Source organism: Streptosporangium sp. NPDC002544, assembly GCF_040295965.1.
GTDB lineage: Bacteria > Actinomycetota > Actinomycetes > Streptosporangiales > Streptosporangiaceae > Streptosporangium.
The window spans coordinates 262889-279499 of record NZ_JBEOWJ010000005.1 but is presented as its reverse complement, the minus strand read 5'-3'; the positions used below and the strand labels follow the sequence as shown (position 1 = coordinate 279499).

The 16611-nt window shown below is 70.2% G+C and carries 12 protein-coding genes and 1 pseudogene; 5 read left to right on the top strand and 8 right to left on the bottom strand.

Annotated elements, in window-relative coordinates; genetic code table 11:
- The 6 genes and pseudogenes from ABT061_RS09905 to ABT061_RS09880 form a co-directional block, all read right to left on the bottom strand.
- A pseudogene (locus tag ABT061_RS09905) lies at positions 1-1740 on the bottom strand (acetolactate synthase large subunit); the annotation flags it as partial.
- Positions 1741-1965: 225 nt separating this feature from the next.
- Positions 1966-4623, bottom strand: a complete 2658-nt coding sequence (locus ABT061_RS09900; protein WP_350914716.1) for a putative bifunctional diguanylate cyclase/phosphodiesterase — start codon at positions 4621-4623, stop codon at positions 1966-1968.
- 268 nt (positions 4624-4891) lie between these two features.
- Complete coding sequence (locus ABT061_RS09895) at positions 4892-5800, bottom strand: 2-hydroxyacid dehydrogenase (protein WP_350914713.1); 909 nt, start codon at positions 5798-5800, stop codon at positions 4892-4894.
- 202 nt (positions 5801-6002) lie between these two features.
- A complete protein-coding gene (locus tag ABT061_RS09890) occupies positions 6003-7808 on the bottom strand; it encodes a VanW family protein (RefSeq protein ID WP_350914710.1) in 1806 nt (601 codons plus the stop codon).
- 348 nt (positions 7809-8156) lie between these two features.
- Positions 8157-8852 carry a response regulator gene (locus ABT061_RS09885; protein ID WP_350914707.1) on the bottom strand — a complete coding sequence of 232 codons (696 nt, stop codon included), beginning with the start codon at positions 8850-8852 and terminating at the stop codon, positions 8157-8159.
- Complete coding sequence (locus ABT061_RS09880; RefSeq protein WP_350914704.1) at positions 8849-10492, bottom strand: ATP-binding protein; 1644 nt, start codon at positions 10490-10492, stop codon at positions 8849-8851. Before ABT061_RS09880 ends, ABT061_RS09885 begins: the two co-directional genes overlap by 4 nt.
- 175 nt (positions 10493-10667) lie before the next feature.
- Between ABT061_RS09880 and ABT061_RS09875 the strand changes: the two genes are divergently transcribed.
- The 3 genes from ABT061_RS09875 to ABT061_RS09865 are packed head-to-tail and all read left to right on the top strand — an operon-like array spanning position 10668 to position 13741.
- Positions 10668-11633, top strand: coding sequence for a Bug family tripartite tricarboxylate transporter substrate binding protein (locus ABT061_RS09875; RefSeq protein ID WP_350914701.1), 966 nt, complete (start codon positions 10668-10670; stop codon positions 11631-11633).
- A complete protein-coding gene (locus ABT061_RS09870; RefSeq protein WP_350914698.1) occupies positions 11633-12247 on the top strand; it encodes a tripartite tricarboxylate transporter TctB family protein in 615 nt (204 codons plus the stop codon). Before ABT061_RS09875 ends, ABT061_RS09870 begins: the two co-directional genes overlap by 1 nt.
- Complete coding sequence (locus tag ABT061_RS09865; protein WP_350914695.1) at positions 12248-13741, top strand: tripartite tricarboxylate transporter permease; 1494 nt, start codon at positions 12248-12250, stop codon at positions 13739-13741.
- An 80-nt stretch (positions 13742-13821) separates the two neighbouring features.
- On the opposite strand, the gene ABT061_RS09860 is transcribed toward ABT061_RS09865, so the two are convergent.
- Positions 13822-14403, bottom strand: a complete 582-nt coding sequence (locus ABT061_RS09860) for a TetR/AcrR family transcriptional regulator (protein WP_350914692.1) — start codon at positions 14401-14403, stop codon at positions 13822-13824.
- Positions 14404-14485: 82 nt separating this feature from the next.
- Here ABT061_RS09860 and ABT061_RS09855 point away from each other — a divergent pair, with 82 nt between their 5' ends.
- On the top strand, positions 14486-15217 hold the full coding sequence (locus ABT061_RS09855) for an SDR family NAD(P)-dependent oxidoreductase (protein WP_350914689.1): 732 nt from the start codon (positions 14486-14488) through the stop codon (positions 15215-15217).
- A 5-nt stretch (positions 15218-15222) separates the two neighbouring features.
- Positions 15223-15540, top strand: a complete 318-nt coding sequence (locus ABT061_RS09850; RefSeq protein ID WP_350914686.1) for a DMT family transporter — start codon at positions 15223-15225, stop codon at positions 15538-15540.
- 268 nt (positions 15541-15808) lie between these two features.
- Here ABT061_RS09850 and ABT061_RS09845 read toward each other — a convergent pair whose 3' ends face one another.
- Complete coding sequence (locus ABT061_RS09845; protein WP_350914683.1) at positions 15809-16192, bottom strand: SH3 domain-containing protein; 384 nt, start codon at positions 16190-16192, stop codon at positions 15809-15811.
- Between the last annotated feature and the right edge of the window lie 419 nt (positions 16193-16611).

Sequence of the window (16611 nt, the reverse complement as noted above, 5' to 3'; positions counted from 1 at the left end):
CTAGTCCTCGCTGTCCCAGACCGGCGCCATGTCGCGCGCGAACTTGATGTCATCGTTGCTGGTCCCGGCCGCGACCATCGGCCACACCATGGCGTCCTGGTGCACCACGAAGTCGACGACCACCGGCACGTCGTTGATCTCCATGGCCTTCTTGATCGTCGCGTCCACGTCCTCGGGGCGCTCGCACCGCAGGCCCACGCAACCGTAGGCCTCGGCGAGCTTGACGAAGTCGGGGATGCGGCGGACCGTCTGCAGGTCGGTGTTGGAGTAACGCTCGTTGTAGAACAACGTCTGCCACTGCCGGACCATGCCCAGGTTACCGTTGTTGATGATCGCGACCTTGATCGGCACGCCCTCGATCGTGCAGGTGGCGAGCTCCTGATTGGTCATCTGGAAGCAGCCGTCACCGTCGATGGCCCAGACCGTGGTGTCGGGCCGGCCCATCTTGGCGCCCATCGCCGCCGGCAGCGAGAAGCCCATCGTGCCCGCGCCGCCGGAGTTGATGAACGTACCGGGGTTCTCGTAACCGATGAACTGCGCGGCCCACATCTGGTGCTGGCCGACCCCCGCGGTGTAGATCGCGTCCGGGCCGACGATCGCTCCCAGCCGCTCCATCACGTACTGCGGGGCGAGGGAGCCGTCCTCGAACTCGGTGTAACCCAGCGGGTAGGTCGCCTTGTAGGTGTTGAGCGCCGTCCACCACTCGGCGTAGTCGCCCTTGCGTCCCTCACCGCGCACCGCGGCGATCAGGTCGGAGATGACCTCCTTGCAGTCGCCCACGATCGGGACGTCCGCGTGCCGGTTCTTGGAGATCTCCGCCGGGTCGATGTCCGCATGGACGATCTTCGCGTACGGCGCGAAGGTCGACAGGTCGCCGGTGACACGGTCGTCGAAGCGGACACCGAGTCCGATGATCAGGTCGGCCTTCTGCAGCGCGCCGACCGCCGACACCGAGCCGTGCATGCCGGGCATGCCCATGTGCTGCGGATGGCTGTCGGGGAAGGTGCCCCGCGCCATCAGGGTGGTGACCACCGGGATGCCGGTCAGCTCGGCGAACTCCAGCAGCTGCGCCGACGCGCCGGCCCGGTGCACGCCACCGCCCACGTAGAGCACCGGCCTGCCGGCTTCGACGATGAGCTTGGCCGCCTCGCGGATCTGCTTGGAGTGCGGCCGGGTCACCGGCCGGTAGCCGGGCAGCTGCATGACGACCGGCCACTCGAAGGTCATCTTCGCCTGGAGCGCGTCCTTGGCGATGTCGACCAGCACCGGCCCCGGACGCCCGGTCGAGGCGATGTGGAATGCCTCCACGATCGTCCTGGGGATGTCGTTCGGGTCGGTGACCAGGAAGTTGTGCTTCGTGATCGGCATGGTGATGCCGGAGATGTCGGCTTCCTGGAAGGCGTCGGTGCCGATGGCGGCGCTGGCCACCTGACCGGTGATCGCGACCATCGGGACCGAGTCCATGTAGGCGTCGGCGATCGGGGTGACCAGATTGGTCGCGCCGGGACCGCTGGTGGCCATGCAGACTCCGACCTTGCCGGTGGCCTGCGCATACCCCTGGGCCGCATGCCCCGCACCCTGCTCGTGCCGTACAAGCACGTGCCGGACCTTGGTCGAGTCGTAGAGCGGATCATAGGCGGGGAGAATCGCGCCGCCCGGGATCCCGAACACAGTGTCGACTCCGACGTGCTCCAGCGCCCTAACGAGGGCCTGGGCTCCTGTCATCTGTTCGGTCATCGGCTCGTTCCTTGTGGCTGAACATGCTTAATGGCATAAAAAATGCCCCATTCCGCTTGGTCGGCGGAGCTGGGGCGGCGCGCAGGTCGGAGTACTTCGCTCAGCGACCTGCGCGCCGGTGAAGTACTACGAGGATCCCACGGTCAATCTGCATGCCTCCACCTTGGCCGACGGAGTGGCCCCACGTCAAATTCATGGGACAGATATCTCAGAGTCCGAGATGTGAGGTCAGGCGTGAGTCCCCAGGCTGGAGAGGCTGGTACGCATCAGCGAGTCGACGCCGCGCGCGGCCATCGGGCGCGCCACCAGGAATCCCTGGCCTCGGGTGCAGCCCATCTCACGCAGCAACTCCAGCTGCTCGGGCCGCTCGATGCCCTCGGCGACCACGATCAGCCCCAGGTCGTGACCGAGCCGCACGATCGTACGGGTCAGCAGGGTCAGCGTCTCGTCGCAACCGAGCCCGGACACGAAGGAGGGGTCGATCTTGATCATGTCGACCGGGAGCTGCCGCAGCAGCGCCAGCGAGGCGTAACCGGTGCCGAAGTCGTCGATGGCCAGCCGGACCCCGAGGGTACGTAGCTCGGAGAGCCGGGTGATGGTCTGCTCGGCGTCCTCGACCAGCATCTCCTCGATGACCTCCAGGGTCAGCGCGCTGGGTGGCAGCCCGCTCTCGACCAGGGCGGACTCGACGGTCTCCACGAAACGCGGCGCCATGATCTGCCGGGCGGACAGGTTGAGCGAGAGGCCGATCTCCCAGGCGGAGGCGCGCCAGGTGGCCACCTCCCGGCATGCCTCGCGCAGGATCCACTCGCTCAGCGGCACGATCAGGCCGGTGTCCTCCGCCGGGCCGAGAAACTGCTCGGGCGGTACGAACTCGCCCCCCCGGCACCAGCGCACCAGCGCCTCGACGGCGGTGACGCGCGAGGTGGCCAGGTCGACCACCGGCTGGTACTCGATCACGAACTGGTCTTCCAGCAGCGCCCGCTGCAGGTCGGCGGCGAGCTCCAGGCGCCGTACCACGTCGGCGTGCATGTGCGCGGCGAACACCTCGACCCTGCGCCCGCCCAGTTCCTTGGCCCTGGCCATCGCCACGTCGGCGTTGCGGATCAGATCGGCGGAGGAGACGTCGTCGGCCGCGAAGGCCACCCCGACGCTCGCGGTCAGCGCGATGTCACGGTCGGCCACCCGGAACGGCTCGGAGGAGACCGTACGGACCAGTCGCTCGGCCAGGTCCACCGCCGTCTGGGCGTCGACCGCCTCAAGCAGCACCGCGAACTCGTCTCCGCCCCAGCGCGCCAGGGTGTCGTCGGTCCGTACCGCGGCGCGCAGCCTGCGGGCCGCCTGGCCGAGCAGGTAGTCGCCGCTGGCGTGGCCGACCGAGTCGTTCACCGCGGTGAAGCCGTCCAGGTCCAGGAAGACCACGGCGACGCTGTTCGCGCCGGGACGGCCGAGCACCTCGCGGGTGCGCTCCTCGAAGTAGGCCCGGTTGGGCAGGCCCGTGACACCGTCGTGGAAGGTCAGGTGGGCGACCTGGCTGCGCAGGGCCTCCTGGTCGCTGATGTCACGGGTGGTGACGAGCAGCAGGCCCTCGCCGCGCACGTGCCGGGTGGCGACCGACTCGGCGGGGCGCCAGGTACCGTCGGAGGCTCGGACCCGGCAGGCGACCATGCATGCGCCAGGCCCCTCCTCGGTCTCCTCCTCCAGGCTCATCGCGCTCAGCGCCCCCTGGATTCCCGGCACGTCCTCGGGGTGGATGTAGTCGAAGATCTTCCCGCCGACCAGCTCCTCGGGGCGGTACCCGTACGTGATCTCGACACCCTCGCCGATCTGCCGCACCACACCGTCGTAGTCGCAGAGCAGGACCACGTCGCCGGCGCTCTCGGCCAGGTCGTGCAGCTGCCGCTCACCGAGATGGAGCAGGCTCCGCAGCCGCCCGGTCTCCAGCAGCATCACGAACATACGTACCAGCAGGACCGCGACGATCGACGCGCACACCGAGGCCAGAACCACCGGCGGCCCCTGTACCCCGCCCCCGATCACCTTCAGGAGCACGACGACGGCGGCCACCGCGACGAGGAACAGCGGCACCGCCGCGATCAGCGAGGACGTGCTCTCGCGGAGGAACGGCTCGTCGTCCTCGAGATCCGGCGACCGCGCCGCGCGCCCGCTCCACGGGACCACGGCGAGCACCAGGAACGCGGCGGGGGCCAGCCACACCCAGGTGAGCGACGGCGTGTCGCCGCTCACCCGGGCCAGCGCGGTGGTCGTCTCGGAGGTCGCGACGGCGGCCAGCACGGCCAGCGCCGCCAGGCCGACCGGCCAGGCCGACCGCCTGATCGGCACCACGGCGGGGCCCACGACGCAGGCGAGGATCAGGCAGAACAGGGGTGAGGCGAAGGTGACCGCGGCATTGCCCGCGTCGCCGGCGTCGCGGTAGACCGGCCCCACCAGCGTCACCCAGATGATCACCAGGATGGAGGCGGCGCACACGTAGGAGTCGGCGAGATCGCGCAGCAGGGCATGCCCTCGGGCGGGCCTGGCCGCCGACAGCGCGGTACCGACGGCGATCATGGCCGTACCGGCCAGGAGCACCAGGTCTGCGAAGGTCACCACGAACGGCGCGCCGTCCGCGATCGGCCGCACCCCCACCCCGACCAGCCAGGTGACCGAACCACCCGCCAGCCAGCGCCAGGCCAGCGCCCTGCGCCGGCCGATCACCCTGGAGGCCGCGGCGAACAGTGAACCCGCGGCGGCCGCCGCGGTGACGACACCTGCCACCGCCTCGACGACCACGGCGGGAGCGCCGCTGACAAGAGCGGCAACGAGCCCCACCACGCCGACGGCGGCGGCGGTCAGCGGTACCCGGGGGTCACGCCAGCGGATCAATGTCGTCTGCCTATCGGTGTCGTTTCAGTGTGTTCTGCTCCCGCAGCATCTCTTGCTCGCTGCGCTCATGTCACCGGCGCGAGCGCGTCGTCCTTCGTCCTCGGCGCTCGTACCGACACACGGCCAGTGTGGGCCGTCCGGCCCGCGCGAGGGGTGACAACGCCGTAGTCGTCACCGATCTGATAACCGCGCGGGCGATGGACATCGTTTCCGCCGACGCTACGCACCGCAGGTCACGAGGTAGCCACGGTCCGGATTCCTTTGCCGGTCAGTAGGAACCCGTGATCACATTTTTGAGCGGCTCCCCCGCGAGGTAACGCAGCAGCTGGGAGCGGAGCAGCTTCAGCGTGCGCCGTACGGACGCCGGGCTGCTGCCCGCGACGTGCGGGGTGATGAAGACCCCCGGCGCGCTCCACAGCGGGTGTCCCTCGGGCAGCGGTTCGGGGTCGGTGACGTCGAGCGCGGCCAGGATCCGGCCGCTGCCCAGCTCGGCGACGAGCGCGGCGGTGTCCACCACCGGGCCCCTGGCCGCGTTCACCAGGACGCCGCCGTCCTTCATCGCCGCCAGGAACCCGGCGTCCACCATGCCCGCGGTCTCAGGGGTGGACGGTACGAGCAGCACCACCACATCCGCCGCGGGCAGCAGGGCGGGCAGCTCGTCCATGCCGTGCACGCCGGGCCTGGCGGTCCTGGCCACCCGGACGACGTCCACCTCGAAACCGTCGAGCCGTCGCTCCAGCGCCTCACCGATCGAGCCGTAGCCGACGATCAGGACCGTGGAGTCGGCCAGCACCCCGGTGTGGTGGTAGGTCCACTCACCCCTCCGCTGCGCGTGGACGAACCCGGGGAACTCCCGGAGCACGGAGATCATGGCTCCCACCGCCCACTCGGCGGTACCCGCGTCGTGCACGCCCCGGGCGTTGCACAGCGTCACCCCCTCCGCCAGGTGCGGCCGGTAGGCGTCGACACCCGCCGTGACGGTCTGCAGCAACCGCAGGCCGGTCATCCGGGCGAGCAGATCGGGGAGATCCGCCACCGGCGTCAGCGGTGGGATCCAGACCTCGACCTGCTCCGCCCCCTCCGGCACCGGCTCCGTGCCGTCATAGACGACGCACTCCACTTCGGGCAGATCACACAGAACGTCGGCGGCGGCTTTCGAGGGGACCCAGATCTTCATCCCCGCATTATCCAACCGCTCTCCAAAAGGTTGCTCGGCAACCACTCCACAAACCACCCTCAGGACTCCTGCGGGGAGGTGCCCCTACTCCGTCCACGAGGGACTACCCGTGAGGCCGCGCCGGGGACTGGACTGAGGAGAGCGGGGTCGTGAGGAACGAACGACCCCGCTCGACGAGGGAAGGAGCCGGATAAGAGCGGCCTCACTGCGACGCGTCAGCGTCGCCATCGGCACGCACGCACTTCAGGTCGAGTTCGGGGCGGTAGACCGTGGTCTCCTTGACGCGCTTGATCTCCTTGCCGTTCTGCTTGAAGACGCGCCAGACGTCGATCGTGAACCCCTGCTGGCCGACCATCGGGATGCAGTTGGGGCCGCTGTCGGTCGCGCTCTTGAACGGGGTGATGTTGTAGCGCTCGGACGAGATCGACTCGATCTCGTACCGCTTGGTGCTCCAGAAGGCGACGGTGACCCCGTTGTTGTCGAAGGAGGTCTTCACCAGCACCCCGTACGGCGAGTCGTTCTTCCAGCGGAAGTCGGGCTCGGGCCAGGAGACCGTGGACTCCCGTCCGGCGGGGTAGCGGGAGATGTAGAACTCGTGTGCCATGTGCTGGACGTCCTCAAGGCCGCCGAAGAACACCGCGTTGTACATCGTGGTTACGAACTGGGAGATTCCACCGCCGACCGAGTCGACCAGCCTGCCGCCCTGGATCATGGGAGCGGGGACGAAGCCGCGGGCGGTGTCGCGCTGGCCGATGACGCCGTTGAGCGAGAAGGTCTCGCCCGGCTTGACCAGGTAACCGTCCAGCAGCTTGGCGAGCGCCCTGATGTTGGTCACCCGTGGCGGGCAGCACTCGTAGGGCGTGGTGAACTGGCTGATCCGCTCCTTGATGCCGAGCTTGCGCGCCTCGGCGTCGGACATCCGCGGCCGGACCGTGGTCATGGCCACCGGGATCGTCCGCTCTCCGTTGCGGGAGACCATCTCGGCCACGTCGGCCGCGAGCCGCTCGTCGTCGACGCCCTTCCCCTTGCGGCCGGGCACCAGTTTCGGCTTGCCCGCGATGATCTGGAAGGTGGGGTCGCGCGGGGCCAGGGCCGGATCGACGAGCTTGTCCTCCACGGAGGCCACCGCGCTTCTGGCGTCGAACACCGGGCGCATGCCGCCGGAGCCGTCCGGCTCGAAGGACAGGTGCGCGGCGAGGGTCTCCACCGGCAACTGGACCTGCTTGCCGGAGAAAGTCAGGGTGACCGGCCCGGACAGGGCCTTGACCGCGTCGTTCGCGGCCTTCTTGACCGTCTCCGCGCCGACCTTGGGCTTGATCACCGAGACCGGGAGCCTGACCTCCTTCGCCGGACCGAGGAAGGCGTCCGTGATCGCGGCGACCGCGGCCTCCCTCTCCAGTTCCCTGCCGTCGCGGGGCGTCACGACGACGGGTTTGACGCCCTCGAAGGTGACCGAGCCCTCGCGGACCTTGAGGTCGATCTTCTTGGCCAGGCTCGCGACCGCGGTCTTCATGGCCTCGGCGTCGGTGGAGACCTTGGGCTCCAGCTCGGTGGTGCCGGTGAAGGCCCGCCATACCTCGGCGGGAGTGGGGAAGTCGCTGGGCGCCTGGTCGATGGTGGCGACCACGTTGAACTCCAGACCCGCCTTGCCCGGGTCGAATTCGTGGCGCTTGCCCGCGGCCAGGAGGGTCATCTCCTTCGACGCCTCACCCGCCAGACGGTCTCTGAGCTTGTCGGCCGCCTCGGTCGCGGTCAGGCCGCCGATCTCGACACCCCGCACCACGGTGCCCGGCAGCATCTTGCCGGACATGACGACCGCGGGCACCGCGTAGGCGAGAGCGGCGACGAACAGCACGGCGAGGATGATCAGGACGATCCTGCGGCCCTTGCGCCGGCTCGGGGAGGGCTCCTCGTAACGGAGGCCGCTGGACTGTGGGAACCCCCCGTCGCCGCCGGGGACGAGCGAGGGCTCGTCTCGCCGGAACGAGGGCTCGGGCGGGGCCGCCATCTGCCAGGGCTGCGGAGGCTGTGCCGCGGGCGGAAGCGCCGTCGCCCCGCGGGCCGGTGCGGCGGGACCGCCAAAGCCGGTGGGGCCGAAGATGTCGGGGGAGACTCCCGGGGGGAGGCGCGAGCCGTCCTTGGACTGGCCGCCCGGTGCTCCCGGAGGAAGGCGTGGATCACGGGCGCCGGGCGGGACGGGACGTGAGGGAAGCGGTATCGCCTCAAAGGGGTCCGTCGGCGGGTCCACAGACGCTCCGGCGTTCCGCACGGCCTCCGTCTCCTCCTGCTTCGCAGCTTCCACCTCCCGCAACCCTAAACCACACTGGTCAACCAACACCCGAAAATAAATAACAAATCAACCAGTCCAGCGGTAGCGATGCTCAGGCCGACCAGCGGTGCCGTACTTCGGACGGAGCTCCGCCTGGCCCGCCGCGCACAGGTGCTCAAGGTACCGGCGGGCGCTGACTCTGGAGAGACCGGTGATCGCCGCCGCCTCGGCCGCCGACATGTCGGTGTCGCTCTTCCTGAGCGCGGTGGCCACCAGGGTGCACGTGGTGGCCGACAACCCCTTGGGCAGCGGCAGTGGGACCCCCTTGACCGTGCCGAAGAGCTGGTCGACCTCGTCCTGGCGCGCCTCGTCCCCGAGGGTGGCGAGCCTCCGGCGCATCTCGGCGTACTGTTCGAGGCGGTCGGTGAGGGCGCGGGCGGTGAAAGGTTTGATCAGGTAGTTGACCGCGCCGCCGCGCATGGCCGCCCGGACCGTGGCCACGTCACGCGCGGCGGTGATCATCAGGATGTCCACCGGGTGCGAGGCTCCCCTGAGTGTCATGAGTACGTCGAGTCCCGACATGTCCGGCAGATAGATGTCGAGCAGCACCAGGTCGGGCCCGTGCGTCGTGACCGACTCGATGGCGGCACTTCCGGTGTGCACGACGTCGGCGACCGTGAAGCCGGGCACCCTGGCGACGTAGCCGCCGTGGATCCTGGCCACCATGAAGTCGTCGTCCACCACCAGTACACGGATCTCCCCCACGTGCCCGTCCCCGGTCATCTCCGCGTCTGCCGTTCCGTGAGCTCCCCGGGGCCGGCGGGCTCCCTCTCGGAAGACGGCGCGGGCTCACCCGTGGGGAGGAGCGCGGTGAAGACGGCGCCGCCCGCGTTGTGCACCCGTACCCAGCCACCCCGGCGCGAGCACGTCTGGCGGGTCAGTGCCAGCCCCAGGCCCCGTGGCCCGGCGTGGGCCACCTTGGTGGTGAAGCCCTCCAGGAACACCTCGTGGACCAGGCCCGGGGTGATCCCCGGACCGGAGTCGCCGACCCGGATGTGCAGCCCGTCCGCCTCGGTACGGACCGAGACCTCCACCGTTCCCCCACTCTCCTGCAACGCGTCGAGGGCGTTGGCGACCAGGTTGCCGACGACCAGGACCGCGTCGTGCGGATCACCGAGCATGCCCTCCTCCACCCGGGAGTCGTCGGACAGCACCAGGGTGGCGCCCCGCTCGGCCGCCTCTGCCGACTTCGCCAGCAGCAGCGCGGCCAGCGTCGGGTCGGCGACCTTCTCCCGGACGCCCGAGGCGTGCCTGCTGTACGCCTCGGTGGTCTGGGTGATGTAACTGACGGCCGTCTCGTACTCGCCGAGTTCCAGCAGGCCGACCACGGTGTGCATCCGGTTGGCGAACTCGTGGGCCTGCGCGCGCAGCGCGCCGGTCGTGGTGCTGGCCTGGTCGAGCTCGCGTGCCAGCCGCACCAGCTCGGTCCGATCCCGCAGGGTGACCACCCAGCCGCTCTGCCGCTCCCGTACCGCCACCGGGGTCCGGTTGAGCACCAGCACCCGGTCACGGTGGAGCACCACCCGGTCGTCACCGGGGTCCACACCGTCCAGCACGTCCCGCATCCGGCCGGAGAGCGGCATCTCCCCCAGGCTCCGGCCGACGTCGTGCTGGGAGAGTCCGAGCAGGTCGCGTGCCGCGTCGTTGACCAGCGTCACCCGGCCCGCCAGATCAAGGGCGAGCACCCCCTCCTTGACGCCGTGCAGCACGCCCTCGCGCTGTTCGAGCAGGGCCGCGATCTCCGCCGGTTCCAGGCCGAACGTCTGACGGCGAACCCTCCGGACGATCAGCGCGGCGGCGGCCGACCCGGCGGCCAGGACCGCGAGCACGGTCCAGAACAGCGGCGGGAGCGCCGCGCCGAGCTGGTCGTCGACGGTCTCCTCCAGGATCCCGACCGAGGCCAGGCCGATGACCTTCCCCGAGGAGTCGAAGATCGGCGCCTTGCCGCGCACCGAGCGGCCGAGCGTTCCCGTCTGGATGCCGGTCCAGGGGTGCCCGTCCGTCATCACCTGCGAGCCGTCGGTGGACAGCCGCTTGCCGATCAGGGCCGTGTTGGGGTGGGCGTAGCGGATCTGGTTCCGGTTGGCGATCACCACGTAGTCGGCGCCGGTGGCCGCCTGCACCCCGGCCGCGATCGGCTGCAGGCTCAGTTCGGGCCGCGCCCTGGTGAACGCCTCCCGCACCTGGGGAAGCCCCGCCACGGATTCGGCGATCGCCAGGGCACGCTGCTGGTACTGCCGGTCCAGCAGCTCACGGGTGTGCTCCATCCAGACGCCCGCCGTACCGCCGACCGCGAGAAACACGATCACTGTCTGCAACACGAAAAGCTGGGTGCCGAGCGAGGCGTTGACTAAGCGTCGCACGAGTTGACTCCCTGGTCAGGGAAGGTCGATGAAAGCAGCCCGAGATAACGACGAGGTCGCGGGGGCGCGTGACCAATATGACCGATACGACGGCAAACACGCAAAGGATCGACACGGCGACCGGCTGCGGTCACCATCCTCACCACGCTCTGTTCATGTTGTTGGGAGTTCGACCATGCGTCTTCGGAGACTCGCCACCCTCGCGGTGTTGTCCCTCGCCGCCCTCACCGCCTGCGGTTCCGGTGGCAGCTCAGGTACCAGCGCGCTGAGAATCATGGCTCCGGCCTCACCGGGAGGCGGCTGGGACCAGACCTCCCGCGTCGCGGGAGAGGCGTTGAAGTCCGCCGATCCGTCCCGCAAGGTCGAGATCTACAACGTGCCAGGCGCGGGAGGCACCATCGGCCTCGCCCAGCTCGCGGGTGAGAAGGGCAACGGCAACCTGCTGATGACCATGGGCCTGGTGATGGTCGGTGCGGTGGAGCAGAACAAGTCGAAGGTCACCCTGGCCGACACCACGCCCATCGCGAAGCTGACCGAGGAGTACGAGATCGTCGTGGTTCCCGCAGGGTCGCCCTACAAGACGCTGGCCGACCTGACGGCGGCGTGGAAGGCGGACCCCGCGAGGGTCGCCATCGCGGGTGGCTCCGCCGGGGGCACCGACCACATCGTGGCGGGCCTGATGGCCAAGGCCGCGGGCATCGACCCCAAGCAGGTCAACTACATCGCCCACTCCGGCGGCGGCGAGGCGCTCAACGCGCTGCTCGGTGAGAAGGTCGCGGCCGGGATCTCCGGTATCGGCGAGTTCGCCGAGCACGTGAAGTCCGGCAAGCTGCGCGCCCTCGGGGTCAGCTCGCCCGCCCGGCTCGACAACGTGGACGCCCCGACCCTCAAGGAGGGCGGCCTGGACGTGGAGCTGGCCAACTGGCGAGGCTTCGTCGCGCCCGGCGGGCTGGACGACGGGGCGAAGAAGGAGCTCACCGAGCTGGTCACCAAGATGCACGACTCGCCGGCCTGGAAGGACGCGGTGATCAAGAACGGCTGGACCGACGTCTTCCAGACCGGGCAGCCGTTCGCCGACTTCCTCACCGCGGAGCAGACCAAGGTCAAGGCGGTCATCGCGGAGATGGGCCTCGTCTCCTGATGTCGTCCGCGAAAGACCCGTCCGGCACCGGACACGAACCCGTCGCCGTCGCCGTCGCCCGCGCCGGCGACGGCGGTACCGGCCAGGAGACCGGCGCGCATCCCCGTCCGGCCTCCGAGACCGGTGCCGGCTGGTCGTGGCGGCGGCCCGAGCTGGGGCTGGCGGTGCTGGTCCTCGCGCTGGGGGCGTTCGTGATCGTCGGCACCGCGGACGTGACCGCCCCGGGTTCCTCCTTCGGTCTCGGTCCCCGGTTCTTCCCCGCCCTGGTCGGGGCGGCGATGCTGCTGATCGGGCTGTTCTACGTGATCGACGTGCTCAGGGGAGGCCACGGCGATCCCGAGGACGCCGAGGACGCCGACTCCGGCGCGCGGGCGGACTGGCGCACCGTCGCGCTGGTCAGCGTGATCTTCCTGGCCTTCGCCGGGCTGCTCGACCTGCTCGGCTGGATCATCGCGGGCGCGCTGCTCTTCTTCGGCCTGTCCGTGACGCTCGGCGCCCCCCACCGGCTGCGCGCGGGCGTCATCGCGATCCTGCTGTCCGCCTCCACCTACCTGGCCTTCGTCAAAGGGCTCGGCGTGACGCTGCCGGCCGGGCTGCTGTCCGGGGTGATCTGAGTGGACTCGTTCCAGTTGCTGCTGGAGGGCTTCGCGACCGCCCTCACCCCGGTCAACCTGCTGTACGCGCTGGTGGGCGTCACGCTGGGCACACTGGTGGGCGTGCTGCCCGGCATCGGCCCGGCCATGACCGTGGCGCTGCTGCTGCCGATCACCTTCACCGTCCCTCCGGCCAGCGCGTTCATCATGTTCGCGGGCATCTACTACGGCGGCATGTACGGCGGGTCGACCACCTCGATCCTGCTCAACACGCCCGGTGAGAGCTCCTCGATGATCACCGCGCTGGAGGGCAACAAGATGGCCAAGCGGGGCCGGGCCGCCCAGGCGCTGGCGACCGCCGCGATCGGCTCGTTCGTCGCGGGCACCATCGCCACCGCGCTGCTGGTCGTCGCGGCGCCCCTGGTGGTGGACTTCGCCATCTCCTTCGGCCCCGAGGACTACTTCGCACTGGCCATTCTGGCCTTCACGGCCGTCTCGTCCGTGCTGTCCCGCTCCGTGGTACGGGGGCTGGCGTCCCTGGGGCTCGGCCTGGTCATCGGGCTCATCGGCATCGACCAGCAGACCGGCCAGGCCCGGCTGACGCTGGGCGTGCCGCAACTGCTCGACGGCATCGACGTGGTGATCGTCGCGGTCGGTCTGTTCGCCGTGGGCGAGGTGCTCTACGTCGCCTCCCGGCTGCGGCACGGCCAGCCGGAGGTGATCCCGGTCGGCCGGGCGTTCCTCGGCCGCTCCGACTGGTCGCGTTCCTGGCGGCCCTGGCTGCGCGGCACCGCACTCGGCTTCCCCTTCGGCGCGCTGCCCGGTGGCGGAGCGGAGATCCCGACGTTCCTGTCGTACTCGATCGAGAAGCGCCTGGCGCGCGGGATCGCCCGCGAGGAGTACGGCAAGGGCGCCATCGAGGGCGTCGCGGGTCCCGAGGCCGCCAACAACGCCTCGGCGGCGGGCACGCTGGTCCCGTTGCTCACCCTGGGCCTGCCCACCTCCGCGACGGCCGCGATCCTGCTGGCGGCCTTCCAGCAGTACGGGCTGCAGCCGGGGCCGCAACTGTTCGACCACAACCCGGCACTGGTCTGGGGCATGATCGCCTCGCTGTTCGTGGGCAACACCATGCTGCTGGTGCTCAACCTGCCGCTGGCCCCGCTCTGGGCCCGGGTGCTGCACATCCCCCGCCCCTACCTCTACTCGGGGATCGCGCTGTTCGCGGCGCTCGGCGTCTACGCGCTGAACTCCTCCTGGGTGGAGCTGGTCATCCTCTATCTCCTGGGCCTGCTCGGTTTCGCGATGCGCCGGTTCGGCCTGCCGGTCGCCCCCGCGGTGATCGGCCTGATCCTGGGCCCGATGGCCGAGATCCAGCTTCGCCGGGCCCTGGCCATCGGCGCGGGTGACGTGACGGTCCTGGTCAAAAGCCCGATCGCGGCGACGCTGCTGGTCGTGGCGGTACTGGCGCTGTTCACGCCCCTCATCAGGAAGGTGGCCGCCAGGCGCGGCGCCTGACCGGAGCGGGCCGCACCGGGGTGCGGCACACGCGGGCACGGACGGACGTCCGTGCCCGCTTCCTTTTAAGGAGTGAAGGCTTAAGGAGTGAAGGCGGCCAGCAGGTCGTCCAGCCCGGCCTTGACGCGCTCGACCGTCACCCCGCGGTCGCGCAGGCGGTGGGCGAGCAGCGGCGCGGCCAGCGGAGCGAGGAGGGCGTCGGCGAGGACGTAGGCGTCGGCGCCGGGTCTGGCCTGGCCGACGAGCATCGACAGGTGGGCGTGGTAGGCGTCGTAGGCACCGCCGAAGCGGGCGAACGGCGTCGCCGTCTCGGCCATCACCAGCAGGTCGATCTGCTCCACGGTCCTGTCGGCGAGGGCGTGCAGGAAGCCGCGGATGCGGGCGGGCGCGTCGGCACCGGGCCCCAGCGGCGGCGGCCCCTCGATGAAGGCCGCCTGGAACTCGCGTTCCCGCTCGTCGATGAGCGCGTACGCCAGCCCCGAGCGATCGCCGAACCTGCGGTACAGCGTGCCGACTCCGACCCCCGCGGCGGCGGCGACCTCCGCCATCGACAGTCCCTCGACGCCGTGAGCGGCGACGATGCCCGCGGCGGCGGCGAGGATCTTCTCCCGGTTGCGCGCCGCGTCGACCCGCTCGCGGCGCGGGTTCATGACGACGTCCACGATCACAGGCTACTGGAGACTTGTAAGCGGAATCAGTTCCGCTTTACAGTTAAGCGGAACTGATTCCGCTTAAGGAGCACACATGACACGCAGAGTCGCGCTCGTCACCGGGGGAAGCCGTGGGATCGGCGCCGCCGTCGCCGTACGCCTCGCCGCCGAGGGCTCCGACGTGGTGATCACGTACGCGCGCTCGGCGGAGCGGGCGGCGGCGGTCGTCAAGGAGATCGAGGCCGCCGGCGCCCGCGGGCTGGCCGTGGCGGCGGAGGCCACCGACGCCGGGGTGCTGGTCGCCGCGGTCGAGCGGACGGTCGCCGAGTTCGGGCGGATCGACATCCTGGTCAGCAACGCCGGCGTCGCCCCGTTCGGCCCGCTGGAGGAGGTGACGCTTGCCGAGGTCGACAGCACCCTCGCGATCCATTCCCGCGCCTCGTTCGTGCTGGCCCAGGCGGCGGCCCGGCACATGGGCCGGGATGGCCGGATCATCTGCGTCGGCAGCAGCCTCGCCGAGCGCGTGCCGTACCCGGGGTGGACGCTCTACGCGATGAGCAAGTCCGCGCTGGTCGGCCTGACCAAGGGGCTCGCCAGGGACCTGGGGCCGAGGGGCATCACGGCCAACCTCGTCCAGCCCGGTTCGACCGACACCGAGATGAACCCGGCCGACAGCCCTGAGGCGGAGGAGGAGCGGCGCTTCACCGCCCTGGACCGCTACTGCGCCCCCGGCGACATCGCCGCCACCGTCGCGCACCTGGCGGGAGAGGGCGGCAGGAACATCACCGGCGCCACCATCACCGTCGACGCCGGCACCACGGCCTGACCGCCATGGCCTGGGTCCTGCTTCTCGTGGCCGCCGCGCTGGAGATCGTCTGGGCCACCGCGCTCGAACGCTCGGACGGGTTCACCCGGCTCTGGCCGGCGTTCGTCGGGGTGACGGCGGCGGTCCTGAGCTTCGTCATGCTCACCTTCGCGCTCAGGACGCTGACCATGGGCACCGCGTACGCGGTCTGGGTCGGGCTCGGCACGCTCGGGGTCGCCGCGGTGGGCATCGTCGCCCTGGGCGAGAGCGCGGCCCCCGGCCGGCTCGCCTGCCTGGCGCTCATCCTGGTCGGCGTCATCGGCCTCAAGCTCCTGGACGGGTGACGCGACGGCGGGGGCTCACGCGACGCTGGGGCTTCGCGAAGTTAGGGCTTCGCGACGCCGAGGCCTCACGACGCGGCGCTGGGGTCTTGCGCGATGCCGGGGCCTCACGACGCTGGGGCCTCACGACGTTGGGGGCTCACGCGATGTCGAAGCCTCGCGCGACGACGGGGTTTCGCGCGGGAATTCACGCGGGGTTTCGTACGGGATCTCGCACGGGGTTTCACAACGGAAAACGGCCGCCCGGCCGTGGGGAGCCGGGCGGCCGGGTCTATCCCCGCAGGGTGTCGACGTCCGAGCCGTCGGCGCCCAGACCGTCCTCCCTGGCCAGGTAGCTGCACGAGACCCATCCCGTGGTGCCCGCCGCCAGTCCCGAGGCCGATCTGCCGCCCAGCCGGAAGTTGCACCAGCCGCTCGTCGAGTTCGGATTCAGCACCTGCCCGTAATCGCCGTAATAGAGATAGCCGATAACCGTCGAGCCTCCGGCGCTGGCCCGCAGGCGCACCCCGTCGGCGACGACCACGGCGTCCACCGCCGGGAGCGCCGACAGGACGGAAAGCCTGTTCGCAGGGGCTGCCTGGGCGGGAAGCGCCGCGACGACCATTCCCGCCGCGGCCGTCAACGTCGCGGCGGCGAATGCCAGGAACCTTCTCATTTTTCGCGCTCTCCGAATGTGAGGTCAGGTCGTACCAGAGTGAATGGCGGGACTGCAGTGATCACTTTGCAAGCCATCAAGAATTTCGTCAATACCTGTTGAATTTCAGAAATATGAATTACCACATGAAAAAGCCCCGCCGATCACCGGGCGCTTTTCTTCGCGTTTCCCGGATTCAGCGGGACGGGGACCGCTTCGACGGGCCGGGCCGCGTGGGGAGGCCACCCGCTCCCGCGGATCGTCCGGAGGCGGCCACGACGGTCAGGAACCTCCGCCTCCGGCCACAACCAGGGCACAAGTGACCCGCAAGTAGTCATTCCTAGATTTCTCCGCACAACCAGGGCCGAGAACGAGGACCCGGTGACCGGTTCCCGATCACGGGACCGGAAGACCAGCGGGGGTCGCGGCGACGCGGCCGA